The organism is Oribacterium sp. oral taxon 078 str. F0262, from assembly GCF_000160135.1.
Lineage (GTDB): Bacteria > Bacillota > Clostridia > Lachnospirales > Lachnospiraceae > Oribacterium.
This window is the reverse complement of record NZ_GG729933.1, coordinates 498,903-515,380: the sequence shown is the minus strand read 5'-3', so window position 1 is coordinate 515,380 and position 16,478 is coordinate 498,903. Positions and strand designations below refer to the sequence as shown.

Sequence of the window (16,478 nt, the reverse complement as noted above, 5' to 3'; positions counted from 1 at the left end):
CTTTCACAGAAAAGGGATAGGATTTTCTGGCAAAAGGCCGGAAAGGGGAGGGGAATGCATCGGATTCCCCTCCCCCTTTTCTCTCCCCCTCAGCCCAAGCCGGGAGGAGCATGGTCCCTGTTTTTCCCATCCAATGCTTCTCCCTCAACTCGGGCCGGAAGGGAGCATGGTCCCCTCGATTCTCTCCGGATGGGTATAGATATTGAATTCCTCTCCCCTCGCAAAGCCGATCAGGGTCATCCCCCGCTTCTCCGCAAGCTCCACCGCCATGGAGCTCGGGGCAGAGACGGCGATCAGGACCGGGGAGCCGATGAAGGATGCCCCCTCCAGGATCTCCGCGGCGATTCTCCCGCTGAAAAGGATCAGCTTCCCCGATAGATCCGGCTCCTCCTTGAGACAGGCCCCGAGAAGCTTTTCCATCGCGTTTCGTCTCCCGACATCCTCCCGGAAGAGGAGGAGCCTCTCAAAGTCTGCGAGGGCAGCGGCGTGAATCCCTCCCGTCCTGTGAAATTTCCGGGAGGCCTCGTTGAAGATACGGGAGAGCTTCTGCACCGCCCGGATCGGAACAAAGATGCGCTCCTCTGTTCTGCGCATTCTCTCCTCTCCGGAGAGCTCCTCCCCCCGGCATCTATCCCGGGGGCGCAGCTTTGCATGGATTTCCATCTTCTCCTCGTCCGCGAAAAGCTCCGAAAGCTCAGAGGCGCTTCGGATCAGGCCGCGGATACGGAGCTCTCCCAGGGCCAGATCCGAAAGCTGCCAGGGGGAGCAGGTGAAGCTCGACAGGAGCTCCCCGTCCAGGTAGAGGCGGCAGGGGAGCTCCGCCGCAAGCTCCCTCTCCCGTCTTTGGAAGCGCTCCCCGTCAAAGCAGAGCGCCTCCCGTCCTATGCCGTCCTCATACACAGCTCATCTCCCTCATATAATCGCTCTCCGGGATCTTCTCCACCTTGACGGTGCAGACCTTGTACTCCGGTGTCTTGGAGATGGAATCCAGCGCATCGCTTGTGAGCCAGTTGGCTCCTCCGATATAGTGGAAGGGCATCCAGCACTCGCCGGGATTGGTCTTCTCCGAGACCACGGCTCTCGCCTGGATCTTTCCCCTTCGGGAGGAGACATTTACCATATCCCCATCCCGGACCTCGAGCTTTTCCGCGTCCTCCGTGTTGAGCTCGATAAAGGAATCCGGCGCCATCTCATTAAGACCCTCCACCTTATCCGTCATCGCGCAGGCATTGTAGTGATAGAGGATACGGCCGGTCATCATGATGATCGGATAATCCTCATCCGGCAGCTCCATGGACGGGATATGTCTCGTCGGGATAAAGCAGCCGAGACCCCGCGCGAACTTTCCGACATGCATGATCTCCGTGCCCGGCTGGTCCTTCGAGCGGCAGGGCCACTGCAGGCCTCTGCCCGCGACCTCCGTGCTGTCCAGCCTCTCATGGCTGATCCCCGCGAAGTTCGGCGTGACCGATGCGATTTCATCCATGATCTCCGCGGCCGTGAGATGCGGCTGCGGATAGCCCATGCGGTTCATGATCTCTGTGAAGATCCAGGTATCCTCCCGGGTCTCTCCTTCAATCTCGACCGCCTTTCTCACCCGCTGCACCCGGCGCTCTGTATTGGTGAAGGTTCCCTCCTTCTCCGCGTAGGAGCGGCCCGGAAGAATGACATCTGCGAGCTTTGCGGTCTCCGTCATGAAAAGCTCATCCACTACGAGGAAGTCCAGAGAGCTGAGCGCCCGCAGGACATGTCTTGTGTTCGGGTCGGTCCGCATGGGGTCCTCACCGAAGATGAAGAGTCCCCGGATCTCCCCCGTCGTCATCTTCCCGAAGCACTCCGTCGCCTTCGTTCCGATCTCGTGATTCAGCTTCGTTCCCCAGGCCTTTTCGAACTTATCCATGACCTCGGGAATATCCAGATTCTGATAGCCCGGGAACTGCTTCGGATCCGCGCCCATATCGCAGGCCCCCTGGACATTGTTCTGTCCTCTGAGCGGATTCAGGCCGCAGCCCCTCTTTCCGAATTTCCCCACCATCATGACCATGTTGGAGAGGGAGATGACGCCGTGCGTCCCTGTGTGGTGCTCCGTCACGCCCAGGCAGTAGATGACCGGGGCGGTCTTCGCCTTCGCGTAGAGTCTCGCGGCCTCTCTCAGCTTGTCGGGGTCGATCCTGCAGATCTCCGCCACCCTTTCCGGCGTATATTCCGCGACGACCTTTTTGATCTCCTCAAAATGCTCCGTTCTCTTTTCAATGAACTCGTGATCGATCAGATCCTCTTCGATGAAAATGTGCATCATGCCGTTCGCAAACGCGATGTTTGTGCCCGGGCGGAGCTTCAGATGGATGTCCGCCTGTCTGCTGAGATCGATGTCCCTGGGGTCCACGACGATGAGCTTCGCTCCCCGCTGCACAGCCTGACGGATCTGCATGCCGATGACCGGATGCGCATGCTCGGGGTTCGAACCCACCAGCATGATCACCTCGGAATCCTGTGTGATGTCCGCAATGGTATTGGTCATTGCGCCAGAGCCTAACGTGGTTGCCAACCCGGCAACAGTAGGCGCATGTCACACTCGGGCGCAGTTGTCGGTATTATTGCTCTGAAACGCAGCTCGAACCATCTTCTGGAGCATATAAATGTCCTCGTTGGTCGATCTGGAGCAGGCAAATCCCGCGAGCGCCTCCCCTCCGTAATTTTCCTTGATTGCATTGAACTTCGAGGCGACGAGATCCAGAGCTTCCTCCCAGCTCGCCCTCTCAAACTCTCCGCTCTCCTTATTCTTGATCAGAGGATAGCGGATTCTGTCCGGATGGTCCACGAAGTCAATGGAGCCGCTCCGCCCCTTAACGCAGAGGAGCCCCTGGTTGGAGGGCCCGTTCGCCCCCATGACGTCCACGATCTTTCCGTTCTTGACATAGAGCTCCATCTGGCAGCCCGTTCCGCAGTGCGGACAGGTGGTGAGAACCTTCTTGATCTCCCACTCCCTGTAGTCCTTTCTCCGCTTGATCGTGATCGCCCCCGTCGGACAGGCCTGGGCGCAGTTGCCGCAGCCCTCACAGTCCGTGTCCTTCCAGTTGTCCCCGAAGGGAACCTTCACATAGACCCTCGCCGCATTTCTCTCCAGGGAGAGGGCGTGCCTCCCCGTCGCCTTCGCGCAGGTGCTGATGCAGCGCTGGCACTGGATGCAGAGCCCCGGATCGTAGGAGAGGAAGGGATGCTCGTCGAAGGGCGCGTGCTGCACATCGTAGTGAGACGGCTGGAAGTTCGGGACATCCACGCCGTGCATCCTGGCCTGGTACTGCAGCTCGCAGGCGCCGTTTTTCAGACACTTAAAGCAGTTTGTCTTGTGCTCCGCCATCAGAAGATGAAGCGTATTCTCTCTGGCCCGCCGGACCCGCTCGGTATTCGTGCGGACCTCCATGCCCTCCTTCACCTTGGTGTTGCAGGCCGTCACCAGCTTCTCCAGCCCCTCCACCTCTACGACGCAGAGGCGGCAGGAGCCGATCTCATTGATCTTCTCCAGATAGCAGAGCGTGGGGATCTCGATCCCGTTCTCCCTGCACACATTCAGGATCGTCTTATCTCCATCTGCCTCGAATTGCTTCCCATCAATCGTCAGCTTTATCATAGATCTCTTCCTCCTTCCATCGCGCCGCAGCCGAAATGATCGCAGCGGAGACAGCGGCTGCATTCCTGCATGGCCTCCTCGTGCGTCATCTCCTCCTCCACATGCAGAAAATCCTTTTTCCGGAGGAAAGCCGGTCTCTCTCCGACCTCCGTCCTTCCGAGAAGCGTCCGGATATTTTCCCTGGGCTCCGGGGCCGCCGCCTCGCAATGGAGCTTATGATGGTATCCGAGATACTCATCGATATTGTGAGCCGCCACCTTTCCCGCCGCGATCGCGCGGATCACCGTCGAAGGCCCTGTCGCGCAGTCTCCGCCGACGTAAACGCCGGGCATTCCCTCTACAGAGGTGTCCAGCCCCGCGCGGAATACCCTGCGGTCCGCCTTCATGCCGAAGTCCTCAAAGGGCCCGGAGACGATGTCCTGCCCCACGGCGATCAGGATCACATCCGCCTCAAAATGCTGCTGCTCCTTGTTCGCGGCGGTGGTTCCCGGTCGATCTCCGGAATAGGTGGATACCATCTGCGGCTGCGTGCTCAGTCCGCTGCAGCTCCCGTCCTCGTGCTTCGTGATCTCCACCGGGGACTGCAGCGTCACCAGCATGACGCCCTCCATGATCGCAGACTCCACTTCGCTTTCCAGCGCGGTCATATCCTTCTGCCTTCTCCGGTAGATGCAGCTGACCTCCGCCGCCCCGCAGCGGATCGCGGAGCGAGCGGCGTCCATCGCGACGTTTCCTCCTCCGATCACGATGACCTTCTTCCCCGTGTAGTCCGGGAGACGACCGTTCCCGATCTCATCCAGCATCTCGACGGCGGAGTAGACATTGGCCGCGTCGACGCCCGGAATGCGGAGTGTCTTTCCGCTCTGCGCACCGATCGCGACGAACATCGCATCGTACTCGTCCCGGACCTTCTGGATGGGGATATCCTTTCCCACATTCGTCTCGTAAATGACCTCGATATCTCCCGCCCCGAGAATCGCGTTCAGGTCCTCGTCTAGGCGGTCCTTCGGAAAGCGGTAATTCGGGATTCCGTAGCGGAGCATCCCGCCGAGCTTGTCGTGGATCTCATAGACCACCGCCTTATGTCCCATGAGCGCGAGGAAGTAGGCACAGGTCATCCCGGCCGGCCCTCCCCCGATGATGGCGATCCTTTTTCCGGTCGAGGGATTCGGCTTCGGCGTCCTCACCTGATCCACCCGCATCTGATCCACCGCGTACTTCTTTAAGCCGCGGATATTGATCGGGGACTCCAGCATCTTCCTCCGGCAACTCTCCTCGCAGGGATGCTCACAGACCATGCCGCAGGCCGTGGGGAAGGGATTGTCCTTCCGGATCATATTGATGCAGCCGGCGTAGTCCTCCTCCGCGATGAGCGCGATGTAGGCCGGGATATCGACGTGCGCCGGGCAGAGCGCGATGCAGGGCACCTTCTGCGCGACCGATTCGTCGCACTTATGAAAGCGGATATGGCTCTGATATTCGTCCGCGAAAAGCTCCAGCCCCTTCAGTACCTCATCCGCGGCATTCCAGCCGATCGCGCAGTCCGAGGACTCCCGGATCATCATCGCCATCATCTTAATATTGTCAAGCGTCTGCTGGGTGGCATCGCCGTTTATCACCTTCTGCAAAAGTCTTGCGACGAGCGGAAGACCGTCCCGACAGGGCACACACTTCCCGCAGGTCTGTCCCGCAGCAGTCCGGAGGAAGGAAAGCTGCACGGTGAGCGGGCAGCTTCCCGGCGGATAAACCTCCACCTTGTGAGAGAAATGCCGCTTGATCTTGCTGATTTTCACATCATAACTGTTCGGGTCCGCCAGATATAACTTACTCATTCTCTCCTCCCTGTTCTAAATCGCGGCGGCATGACCTTTCCCCCTGTCATCCCCCGCTGCTGCGGAGCGCAGGCATGACTCCCTGCTCCTTTTCCTGACAAATTCATCTCATTCTTCCTCCTGAAACTTCGTGCATTCCGCGGGATACCGGGCGGGAAAAACTCTCCTGAAGCTCCCCCGCTCCGCTCCCGGGCCCTGTGACGGGCTCAGCTTCCTCATCCCCCTCGGATCTGATAGATCTTCACCCTGTCCCCCGCCCGGAGAGGAGGCGTGCCGGCCGGAATCTCCGCCAGGAGATCGAAGCCCTCCATGGAAGAGACGGCGCCGTTTCTCTGATTTGAGAGGGGCTCAAAACGAAGCTCCTCCGAGAGAGAAAGCCTTCCCTTCAGGATCCGGGTTCTCCTGCTCGGCTTCGGAAAATCCTCACTCATCCTGGCATAGCCCTCCCGGAAGGAAATCTCGGAAAGACCGCAGAGCTTCCTAAGATACGGCGCGCAGACGTAGAGAAGAGCCGTAGCCGCGGAGCCGGGATTTCCGGAGAGGCAGAAAACCGGCTTTCCCAGAGCCCTGCCGCAGAGCAGCGCTCCCCCGGGCTTAAAGGGAAGCCCGTGGAAGAAAATCTCCGCGGAGAGTCTTTCCATGGCCTCCGGGAGGCAGTCATAGTCTCCCGTACAGACCCCGCCCGTTGTGAGAAGGAGATCGCAGTCCTTCAGGGCCTCCTCGATCCTTTCCGCGATCTTCTCCGCGCTGTCCCGCACTATACCGAAATCCCTCGGGAGGATCGGGAAGAAGCGGAGGCAGTCGGAGAGAAGATAGCCGTTTGTGCTCAGGATCTTTCCCTCGCAGAGCTCCTCCTCCCTCTCGCAGAGCTCATCCCCCGTGCCCAAAATCCCGACGACCGGTCTTCGGAAGACCCGGAGACTTCGGAGTCCCTGCCCTGCGGCGAGGGCGGCCCCTCCGCCAAAGATCCGCTTTCCCGCTTCGAGAATCCTCTCTCCCCTTTGGACATCCTCCCCGATTTCCACGATATTCCCCGGGGAAAGCGGAGAAAAAATCCTAAGCTCCCTCTCCGTAAACTCCGTAAGCTCATACTTTACGACGCAGTCCGCGCCCTCCGGAAGCATCGCGCCGGTCATCACTCTCGTCGCTGTACCGGGCCGGATGGGGAGACGCGGGACACTGCCCGCCGGGACCTCTTCATTGACGTGAAATACGGCGGGCCTTTCCCGGCTTGCTCCCCGGCTGTCTGCCGAGGAAAGCGCATAGCCGTCGTAGGGGCTCCTCCGAAAGGCGGGCACATCCCGCCCCGCGATGACATCCTCCGCGAGCACCCGCCCGAAGGCCTCCTCCAAAGGGACCTCCTCACTCTGCACTGCGGCATCGAGCCTCTCCCAAAGCTCCCATGCCTCCCGCACCGTTTGTATCATAGATAAAGCTCACTTTCTTCCAGATGATGACTCCGATACTCCGCCTCAATGAAATCGGCGATCGCGGAGATCTCATTCATCCCAAATACCTTCTCTCCCTGAAGAGGAAGCTCCTCTCTCTCCCAATCCGTCACATAGGCAAGCCTTCGGCTGAGCCCCTCGATCGCTCCCTTCCCCGTCTCCCTACGGAGCACCTCGATCTTCGGGTAATCCGTCCACTTAAAGCCCTCCAGGAGGATGAGGTCCACCCCCTCTGAGATCCGGAAGAGCTCCGCGGCGCTCAGCTCCCCTCTCCGGCTGAGAGAATATTTTTCAGAATCAAAGATCAAAGAGGCCTCCGCGCCCGCCTGAAAAAAGCGGTAGCTGTCCTTTCCCGGGATATCCGGCTCATAGCAATGTCCGTCGTGCTTCACCGTCATCACGCGGATTCCCCGCCTCGAAAGCTCCGGGATCAGGCGCTCGATCAAAGCGGTTTTTCCGGAATTTTTGTAAGCGGAGACCGCGAGGACACTTCTCCTTCTGCCGGAGAGAGAGGCGTAATCCGCCGGCGTATTGATATTCCGATAGCGCCAGGATTCCCTCCCGGCCCGGAAGATCTTCGTCCTGAGCTTCTCGAGACAGCGGAGCATCTTCAGCTCTCCTCGGGAGATCGCTTCCTCCAGCGCGGGGAGGCAGGAGCTCCGGTAGACAGCGCAGAAGGGATGCAGCCTCCCATCCTCCGTCTCGGAGATCACACAGTCCGCGTCCTCCGTCATCTCCCGAAGAAGACAGGCCGCAAGCTCTTCGGAGAAAAGCGGGACATCGCAGGGAAGTACGAAGAGGAGCGGAAAACGGCAGCTCCTCAATGCGCTGCAGAGCCCTCCCAGCGGGCCGCAGTCCGGATAGAGATCCTCCACCATGGGATAAGCTATGTCCGGATGGCTCTCTCTCCTGTCCACCGAGATAAGAAGCTCCGGAAAGCTGCTGAGTTCATAGACCAGCTTGTCCAAAAAGCTGAGAGAACCGATGCGAAGCTCCGACTTCGGAGAGCCCATGCGGCGGCTTTTTCCCCCCGCGAGGATCACGCAGCTGGATTCTTTGATTTTTTCTTTTCCTCTGTCTTCCATCCCATTTTTATGATATATTGCCTATTTTTCTCCGCTCTATATTCTGTTTTGAAATAATTCTCATAATTTATCATATCATCTTTTACCAAAATATCAACGATAGGTAAAATTTTCACAAACATTCGTTTACTTTCAAAAAGATAAACGATCAAAACAGAGAGACGGACTGAGCGGGGAAAGCTCTCGCTTAAACTGCTGGAAAGCGGCAGAGAAACGATCTTGAAAAAGCCGATCGCCGGGCGAAAGACAAGCTGAAACGCAGGCGGGGAAAGCCGCAGGACAGCGGACCTGAAATCCGAATAGCTGTCAGGATGCAGGGAGTGAAGAAGCCCGCTGCCAGGCTGCCTCAGAGCGAGCTGAAGCACTTCTTTGCTGAAAAAAGCGGGACAGCGCCCCGCTTTTCATGATTTCTCATCCGGCAGTATGCCTCTTCCGCTGAGGCTCCCTCTCGGCGCGGAGTCAAAGCGGAGATGCTCCCTCCGGATCTCCTCCTCAACCCTCTCAAGCTCTCTCTCAAGATCCGCGGCGGAGAGGATGCTGACCCCTCTTCCGGACCAGGCGATGAGCTGGACAAGCCGGTCCCCGCTCGCGACCTCCACTCTCCCTCCCTCCTCCGAAAGGCGGCGGCTGAGCTCCTCGATGTACTGATCCGCCGTCTGCGCCTCCTTTGTAAATACGACGCGGACCCCGGAGCGAAGCGCCGTCTCTACGGGATGGCGCTCCAGCCGGTAGGCATCAAAGACCAGGATCACATTCTTTCCGCTGTAGGCCCGATAGTTGGAAAGCCGCTCCAGAAGCTTTTCCCTCGCGCTGTCCAGATTCTCCTCCGCGATCTCCCGGAGAGCGGGAAAGGCATGGATCATGTTATAGCCGTCCACGATGAGAGCTTCCTCTCCTCTCTCCGGGGCGCCCTTCTTTTCCCGCTCCTCCCGTATCTCCCTCTCCCTTCTCAGATTCTCCGCCCGCGTTTTCTCAAAGCTCGTCCTCTTCCCCGCGGCCTCCGCCTCTGCAGCACGGTCCCGGACCGGCCCGTAGGTCCGGACGAAGATTTCCTCCAGCTCCTGATCCCCGATATAATGCCCCGCCTTCCGAAAGCCCTCTTCCGGATCTCTCCGCGTCCCTTCTCCTTCTCCGCTCTCCTCCTCTCTCCTCTCCCTTTCGAGATAGGGCGGAAGATGCATATATTTCTCCACCTGATCCCAGGGGATGATGCGGCTATTGCCGTGCAGGCAGAAAACGGAGGAGGAGGGGTAACGGAGATCCGAATCCGGATCATAACCCCATTCGGAGAGAAGCTCCCTCTCTTCCGGACAGCCGCGATAGCCGAGAAAGTCCATAGAGAGCTTCCCCCTCCCTCGGGACATCTCCCGAAACTCCCGCTCATAGGAAAAAAGCGAGGAGAGCGGCCCCTCTCCGGAAAGAAAGGCGCTTTCCCCGCGGATCTCCGGAGAGGCCGGCTCAAGTCCCCTCTTTGAAAGCTCTGTCATCGCTCTCCCCAGGGACTCCGGGGGGAGCTCCATCCTATATCGGTACCAGGGTTCGAGAAGCAGAGATTCCGCCCTGCGAAGCCCCTGCCGGAGGGCCCGGATCGCCGCCTCCCGGAAATCTCCCCCATCCGTATGCTTTTCGCTGGCCTTTCCGCTGAGCAGGCTGATCCTTAGGTCTGTGATGGGAAAGCCCCCCAGCACGCCGGGAAACTCCTCCGAGGAGAGAAGCTCCAGAATCTGCCGCTGCTTCTCCCCGGAGAGAGTATCCAAAGGGCAGAGCGTCCGGAGCTCGGTCCCGGAGCCGCGGGGCAGGGGCTCCAAAAGAAGATGCACCTCCGCATAATGGCGGAGCGGCTCGAAGTGCCCGACCCCCTCCGCGATCCTTCCGATCGTCTCTCGATAGAGGATCCGGCCCTCCCCAAAGCACACCTCCGTACCGAAGCGCTCCCGGATCAGCTCCCCCAGGATCTCGGTCTGGACCTCCCCCATCAGGCGAAGGCGGATCTCGGGGAGCTCGGAGTCATAGCTTAAGTGAAGCTCCGGAAATTCCTCCGAGAGCTCCCGGATTCTTCGATACAGCTCCCGAATCTCCTCCTCTCCTCCCTCCGCCGGGTAAAGACTGTACTCCAGGACCGCTTCGGAGGAGCTCCTGCTCTCCTCCCCCTCCTCCCCGATGCTCTGCCCCGCATAAAGGCTCCGGATTCCGGTGAGCGCAACCAGCATGCCGGGCTCCGCCTCCGAGAGCTCCTCATAGCCCGCCCCGCTGTAGAGCCGGATCCCGGTGATCTTCTCCCCCGGGAGAAGCTCCTGCCTTTTTTGAATTTTTCCGCTCCGAAGCTTCAGAAAGCTGAGTCTCCTCCCCTTCTCATCCCGAGAGATCTTAAAGACCCTGGCGGAAAGCCCGCGGGAAGCGGGGAAGGAGGGCTCCTTCATCAGAAAGAAAATCCCAAGGAGAAGAGGAGAGATTCCCTCCAGCTTAAGCGCAGAGCCAAAGAAAATCGGAAAGAAGCGCCTCCTTTGGAAGAGCTCCTGTATGCGAGACAGGGGAAGCTTCCCGGAGGAGAGGTATTCCTCCATGGCGCTCTCCTCTGTGAGAGAGAGGCTTTCGAGGAGCTCCGGCGGGAGGGAGGGAAAATCCGCAGGCTCCGGCATGAGCTCCCCTTCCCCTTCCGAAAGGGCGGAGGAGAAGTCCAGAATCTCAGAGCCAAAGCTCTCCCGGAGCTCCGCGAGGAGCTTCGCCCTATCCGTCCCGGGACGGTCCATTTTATTTACGAAAAAAAAGCAGGGGATGCCCCGGCTCTCCAGAAGTCGAAAGAGCGTCTTTGTGTAGCCCTGTACACCATCCGTCCCGCTTATAAGGAGAATCGCATAGTCCAGGACGGAGAGCGCCCGCTCCATCTCCGCGGAGAAATCCGCGTGCCCCGGCGTATCGAGAAGCGTGATTGTCTTCTCCCCGATGGAAAACACCGCCTGCTTTGAAAAAATTGTGATGCCCCGCTCCCTCTCAAGCCTCTCCGTGTCGAGGTAACTGTCCCGGTGATCCACTCTTCCGGGAGAGCGCAGCAGGCCGCCCCGGTAGAGAAACGCCTCCGAGAGGCTGGTCTTTCCGGCGTCCACCGGGGCCAGAATTCCGATCACAAGGCGCTCCATCTCTTCTCCTCCCTATCCTCTCTTACCGAGGAGCTCTATGATCCTCTCCGCCGTCTCCTCGGGACTAAGCCCCTCCTCATCGATCCGGATATCCGCGTCCTTCTCATAGAGCGCCGCTCTCTCCCGATAGAGATCCAAAAGCGTATATCCCTCGGGGATCGCAACGCCGCGCGCCGTGACATCCCCGATCCGCCTCTCCATCTCCGGATAGCTGATATCCAGATAAATGATCGTGGAGATCTCCCGAAGATGCCGCATCGCCTCTCTCTCATAGCAGATCGAGCCCCCCGGGGAGATCACGGTGTTTTGGACGGAGAGCGCAGAGGCATAGCCCTCCTCAATCCGAAGAAAGCCCTCCCTTCCATGTTCCTCTATGAGCTGTCTGAGCAGCTTCCCGCTCCGCTCCTGGATCAAAAGGTCCAGGTCCAGGAAGCTCATCCCAAGCCGCTTGGCGAGGAGCACTCCGATCACGCTCTTCCCGCTGGACGGCATCCCGATCATCGTCAAATTTCTCATCTTTACCTCACAGACCGTTTGCGGCGCTGTCCGCCGTCCGGAAAATCACAGGCGGAGGGCCTGGACTCCCGCCCTCAGCAAAAGGGGTACTCGGGACGCTTTCGTCCGCCGAACTCCCCCGCTGATGGAAAATTAACTTCCAGTGCAGATAGGGAGGACTTGGGATGCTCCCGTCCGCCAAGCTTCTCCGCCGAAGGGAGCTCACCTCCGGCTCGGCGAAAGGGGACTCGAGCTGCTCCTGTCCCACAAACTTCCCCGCTGATGGAAAATCAACTTCCAGCGCAGATAGAGAGGACTCGGGATGCTCCCGTCCGCCAAGCTTCTCCGCCAAGGGGATCTCACCTCCGGCTCAGAGAAAGGGGATTTGGGATGCTCCCGTTCACAGCCGGAAAACAGGAAAAAAGCGGCAGCTTTTACAGCTGCTCCGCAAAGAGCGTGAGAGGAGGAATCAGCTGCTTCTTCCGGGAGACCACGCCCCGGAGAAGGACGGAGCTTGCGCCGTCTGTCCCGCTGTCCGCCTTTTCCGGGCTCAGTCCGAAGGCATTCTCCACAAGCTGCTCCGCGCCGTTTCCAACCGCGAGAAGCCTCGTATCCTGGTCCAGGATATTGGTCAGCATGACAAAGCTCATATCAAGCCCCTCCTGCTGCATCGCCTCCCGCATGAAGCGAAGAAGTCTCGGCTCAAGCTCCTTCAGCTCCTGCTCATTCAGGGAAGTGACCTGGCTCACACCGAAGCTGAGCTTTCCCGCGCTGAAATGCTTGAAATCCTGATAGAAAATCTCCTTATCCGTCTTCCCCTTCAGATCGGATCCCGCGGAAAACATCTCCAGCGCGTATTTTTCGATCTCGACTCCGGCGATCTTTGCGAGCTCTCTCCCCACCTTTTCGTCCAATGGCGTACAGGTCGGTGAGCGGAAAAGGAGGGTGTCGGAGATGATCGCGGACATAAGAAGTCCTGCCGTCTGCGGATCCACCTCGACCCGGTTCTCCTGATACATCTGATAGATGATGGTGCTTGTGCAGCCGAGCGGCTGATTCCGGAAGTAGACCGGGGCCAGTGTCTGGATCGTTCCCAGCCGGTGGTGATCGATGATCTCCAGAATGTCGGCACTCTCGATCCCCTCTACGGCCTGCCCTGCCTCGTTGTGGTCCACCATGATGATCTGCTTCCCGTGGTTTCCGAGAAGGTTCCTCCGGGAAATCATGCCGAGGTAACGCCCGTTCTTCCCGAGAATCGGGAAATCGCGGTGGCGCTTGCTCGCCATGACCTCCCGGATATCATCGATGTAGTCCTCCTCCTCAAAGGTGATCAGCCCCTCCGTCTTCATAAAATAGCTGATGGGGATGGACTGGTTTATGAGGCGGGATGCCGTATAGGCGTCAAAGCTCGTCACCATGATGATCATCCCGTTTTGCTCCGCGAGGCTCTTGATCGTCGGGGAGACATTCGCGCCCTCGCAGATGATGATGCAGTCCGCGCCGTTGTCCAAAGCGGAGAGCTGATTCTCCGCCCGGTTTCCGAGGATGACGATATCGTGCTTTTCGATGTAATGCTTCATCATCTCCGGATTCGCGGCGGCGATGAGGACCTTTCCCTCCCGGCAGTATCTCTCCTCATCCCCGGTGATGAGCGTCGCCTCCAGCGTCTCCCGAATATTCCGGTACTGCGTGTGCGCCTTCGATATGATGCTCGAGTCATAGACATTCATATAGGACTTCGCGATGTCCCCGACCGTGATGAGTCCCTCCAGGACATCCTTCTCCGTCACCGCGGGAAGCGTCACGACGCCGCCCTCGCTCATCGTGTTCCAGGCCCTCTTTAAGGACATATTCTTTGAGACCCCCGGCGTCTTCCGGTATTCGATATCGCTGACCTGTGTTCGGACGGATTTTATGAGGCGCGGGCTCTCTGCCTTAAAATAACTGAGGACAAAGCTTGTCTCCGCGTTGGGGCTCCCCGCCCTGCACGGAATGTAGCGCCTGCTCCCGCTCAGCTTGTTTTTCAGTCTGGCATAGGCGATCGCAGCGCAGATGGAATCTGTGTCCGGATTCCGATGCCCGGTGACGAGAATCGGTCTCTCCGTGTTGTGCGGAATCTCCGTTCCGCTCTTTCTCTCAGCCATTGCTCTCCCCTCTTTCTATATATAGCCGTACACTCTATATTGCAGTGCGCTCTGCAGCTCTTTTTTATACTTCCGCATGTCTTCGCCGCTTCGCGCCTCTCGACATGCTCCCCCAATTCGCACTCCCGCGACGCTCCCGCCGCTCCCTGCTCATTGGGGGGCGTGTCGGAAGGTCTCTCCTCCTCTCCCGTGCAAGCACGTCGAGGAGGAGAGACTTTCCGATACTGGAAGTATAATTATGCCATTTCCGGAGGGGGGTGTCAAATGGGGCGGCGCTTTGTTTCTCTTGCATGGAATGCTTGAACTTGCGGGAGATATCGTCTATAATGCAAGGCGATGTAAGCGTTTACAAACTGTGTCAAGGCAGTGAAAAGGAGTGTGAACCATGACAGAATTCATGCAGAAGCTCTCGGAGCTGAGAGTTTGTCCCGTCGTCGTGCTGGACGATGCCGGGGATGCCGTGCCGCTCGCAAGGGCGCTCGCTTCAGGCGGTCTCCCCATGGCGGAAGTGACCTTCCGCACCGACGCGGCCGCGGAGTCGATCCGGAGAATCAAGGCGGAGTGCCCGGAGGTCACGGTCGGCGCCGGAACCGTGCTGGACAGAGAGCAATGTATGAGGGCGATCGAGGCCGGCGCAGGCTTTATCGTGAGCCCGGCTTTCTCCGACGAAGTCGCGCAGTGCGCGATCGGACACGGCATCCCCTATTGTCCCGGAACATGCACGCCGACGGATATCACAAATGCGCTCCGCTATAATCTTCCCATGGTGAAGTTCTTCCCGGCGGCGGCTTACGGAGGGCTTTCGACGATCAAGGCGCTCTCCGCTGTCTTCCCGGGACTCTTCTTTATGCCGACAGGCGGCGTGAATGCCGAAAATGTGAGAGACTATCTCGCCTTTGACAAGGTTATCTGTGTGGGCGGGACCTGGGTCTGCGGAAAGAAGCTGGTAAGGGAGAAAAACTGGACTGAGATCACGAGGCTCTGCCGCGAGGCCTGTGAGCTGACGCACTGATCCCGCTCTTCCGAAAGCTCTCCTCCTCGTAAAAAAGCAGCCCCTTCCGGGCTGCTTTTAACTTAATTTCATTCATGAGACACGCGGGAATCGAACCCGCGACAACTTGATTAAAAGTCAAGTGCTCTACCGACTGAGCTAGTGTCTCGAACAGGGCCAGTTGGATTCGAACCAACGAAATGCAGGCGTCAAAGGCCTGTGCCTTACCGCTTGGCGATAGCCCCGCGTAATCCTGCAGCAAAGGGTGGGCACCGGGGGTCGAACCCGGGATCTCCAGAACCACAATCTGGCGCGATAACCAACTACGCTATGCCCACCATATCACAGTCTATTTCACTGTGAATGAGCCAGAAGGGATTTGAACCCCCGACCCACGGCTTAGAAGGCCGTTGCTCTATCCAACTGAGCTACTGACTCTCAAAATCCCGCTTCCCCCGAAGCGACTTCCCTATAGTAGCGGATAGCGGCCGGATTGTCAAGAGAGAAATCGCGCATTCCCGGGCGGTCCCGCGCCTCTCGAAGCCGTAAAAATGCCGGGTTTCCCGAGGCTTCAGCCGGATAGAAAACGGCAGTCCTTCAGAGCGGAAGCCTCTGAAAAAGTCCGTAAAACCTAAGGGAGCGCAAAGCGAAAGCTCATCCTGCCGAAGAGAGCTCCTCCTTCGTTCCGATTCCCGGAAGCTGGGAGAAGAGGATCGCCGCGAGCATGAAGGCGCAGCCGAGGATTTCCCGTCCGCTCAGACTCTGCCCAAGGAGGAGAAAGCCGAAGACAGCGCTGAAGACGCTCTCTAAGCTCAGGATCAGGCTCGCAATCGTGGAATCCACATAGGCCTGCGCCATGATCTGCATCGTATAGCCCGCCGCCCCGCTGAAGATTCCCACGTATAGGAGCGAGGGAAGGGCCGCCCAGAAATCGGAGGCTGTGGGTCTCTCCAGAAGGAACATCAGGATCGTGGATAAAAACGCCGACGCAAGGATCTGAAGAAGGGCGAGATAGATCCCCTCCGCTTTCCTTATGAAATGTTCCACACAGATGATCTGCATGGCGTAGAGGAAGGCGCAGAGCAGCAGCATGAGATCCCCCATCCCGAGTCGAAGCCCCTCCTTCATGCAGAGGAGGTAGAGCCCGACAATGCTGAGCCCCGTCCCGATCCAGGTTCTCATCCCCTCTTTCTTCCGAAAGAGAAAAAGCCCCAGAAGGGGAACCCAGACGACATAGAGAGCGGAGATAAATCCGGCCTTCGCGGCCGTACTCATGGGAAGGGCATACTGCTGCGCTGCGCCGCCCATGCATAAAAAAAAGCCGCAGGCGGCTCCCCCCGCAAAAAGGGCGAGAAGCCCTTCTCTTCCCCGCCCGGCGCCATCCCTCTGCCTTAGGTTCTTCCGATACAAAAGGAACGAAAGGGGGGACATCGCCGCGAGAGAGATCCAGTTTCTCGCAGCCATAAAGGAGAAGGGCCCGAGATAATCCGCTCCATCCCTCTGCGCAATAAAGGCAAGTCCCCATATGGCGGCTGTCAAAAAGAGCATGCAAAAGCCCAGCACTTTTCTCCGACTTCTCCTGTTCAAAGCTCTCCCCCTGTTTTCTCATCCCGCGGCTTCCTCTCCGGCCCTTCTCCGGAGAAGAAGCGGGGATCCTATTGTTCCCTTTTCCCGCCGAAGGCGCGGGAAATACATCGGCACGGAAGCAGATGAAA

At 58.7% G+C, this 16,478-nt stretch carries 11 protein-coding genes and 4 tRNA genes; 1 reads left to right on the top strand and 14 read right to left on the bottom strand.

Annotated features, from left to right (window positions below; genetic code table 11):
* Window positions 1-144: 144 nt before the first annotated feature.
* The 9 genes from fdhD to GCWU000341_RS02305 all read right to left on the bottom strand — a co-directional run bounded on the left by fdhD (window position 145) and on the right by GCWU000341_RS02305 (window position 13,745).
* Entirely contained in the window at window positions 145-900 is a 756-nt protein-coding gene (gene fdhD / locus GCWU000341_RS02350; RefSeq protein ID WP_009214100.1) for a formate dehydrogenase accessory sulfurtransferase FdhD, read from the bottom strand.
* Complete coding sequence (gene fdhF, locus GCWU000341_RS02345; protein ID WP_081443116.1) at window positions 893-3,631, bottom strand: formate dehydrogenase subunit alpha; 2,739 nt, start codon at window positions 3,629-3,631, stop codon at window positions 893-895. The genes fdhD and fdhF overlap by 8 nt, the downstream gene beginning before the upstream one ends.
* Window positions 3,628-5,463 carry an NAD(P)-binding protein gene (locus tag GCWU000341_RS02340; protein WP_009214097.1) on the bottom strand — a complete coding sequence of 612 codons (1,836 nt, stop codon included), beginning with the start codon at window positions 5,461-5,463 and terminating at the stop codon, window positions 3,628-3,630. The genes fdhF and GCWU000341_RS02340 overlap by 4 nt, the downstream gene beginning before the upstream one ends.
* Before the next feature lie 215 nt (window positions 5,464-5,678).
* On the bottom strand, window positions 5,679-6,890 hold the full coding sequence (locus GCWU000341_RS02335; protein WP_009214096.1) for a molybdopterin molybdotransferase MoeA: 1,212 nt from the start codon (window positions 6,888-6,890) through the stop codon (window positions 5,679-5,681).
* Window positions 6,887-7,996 carry a molybdopterin-guanine dinucleotide biosynthesis protein B gene (mobB, locus tag GCWU000341_RS02330; protein WP_040652941.1) on the bottom strand — a complete coding sequence of 370 codons (1,110 nt, stop codon included), beginning with the start codon at window positions 7,994-7,996 and terminating at the stop codon, window positions 6,887-6,889. Before mobB ends, GCWU000341_RS02335 begins: the two co-directional genes overlap by 4 nt.
* Window positions 7,951-8,361 (bottom strand): hypothetical protein, encoded by a 411-nt coding sequence (locus GCWU000341_RS02325; RefSeq protein WP_009214094.1) that lies wholly within the window; start codon window positions 8,359-8,361, stop codon window positions 7,951-7,953. Before GCWU000341_RS02325 ends, mobB begins: the two co-directional genes overlap by 46 nt.
* 36 nt (window positions 8,362-8,397) lie before the next feature.
* Window positions 8,398-11,133, bottom strand: a complete 2,736-nt coding sequence (locus tag GCWU000341_RS02320; RefSeq protein WP_009214093.1) for a translation factor GTPase family protein — start codon at window positions 11,131-11,133, stop codon at window positions 8,398-8,400.
* A gap of 12 nt (window positions 11,134-11,145) precedes the next feature.
* Window positions 11,146-11,649, bottom strand: a complete 504-nt coding sequence (locus GCWU000341_RS02315) for a shikimate kinase (protein WP_009214092.1) — start codon at window positions 11,647-11,649, stop codon at window positions 11,146-11,148.
* A 413-nt stretch (window positions 11,650-12,062) separates the two neighbouring features.
* A complete protein-coding gene (locus GCWU000341_RS02305) occupies window positions 12,063-13,745 on the bottom strand; it encodes a putative manganese-dependent inorganic diphosphatase (protein ID WP_040653289.1) in 1,683 nt (560 codons plus the stop codon).
* Between the two features lie 412 nt (window positions 13,746-14,157).
* Between GCWU000341_RS02305 and eda the strand changes: the two genes are divergently transcribed.
* Entirely contained in the window at window positions 14,158-14,784 is a 627-nt protein-coding gene (gene eda, locus GCWU000341_RS02300; protein WP_009214089.1) for a bifunctional 4-hydroxy-2-oxoglutarate aldolase/2-dehydro-3-deoxy-phosphogluconate aldolase, read from the top strand.
* A 75-nt stretch (window positions 14,785-14,859) separates the two neighbouring features.
* On the opposite strand, the gene GCWU000341_RS02295 is transcribed toward eda, so the two are convergent.
* The 5 genes from GCWU000341_RS02295 to GCWU000341_RS02275 all read right to left on the bottom strand — a co-directional run bounded on the left by GCWU000341_RS02295 (window position 14,860) and on the right by GCWU000341_RS02275 (window position 16,350).
* Window positions 14,860-14,932, bottom strand: a tRNA-Lys gene (locus tag GCWU000341_RS02295).
* 3 nt (window positions 14,933-14,935) lie between these two features.
* Window positions 14,936-15,008, bottom strand: a tRNA-Gln gene (locus GCWU000341_RS02290).
* Between the two features lie 19 nt (window positions 15,009-15,027).
* Window positions 15,028-15,101, bottom strand: a tRNA-His gene (locus GCWU000341_RS02285).
* 26 nt (window positions 15,102-15,127) lie between these two features.
* Window positions 15,128-15,201, bottom strand: a tRNA-Arg gene (locus GCWU000341_RS02280).
* Between the two features lie 216 nt (window positions 15,202-15,417).
* Window positions 15,418-16,350 carry a DMT family transporter gene (locus GCWU000341_RS02275; RefSeq protein WP_155812566.1) on the bottom strand — a complete coding sequence of 311 codons (933 nt, stop codon included), beginning with the start codon at window positions 16,348-16,350 and terminating at the stop codon, window positions 15,418-15,420.
* Between the last annotated feature and the right edge of the window lie 128 nt (window positions 16,351-16,478).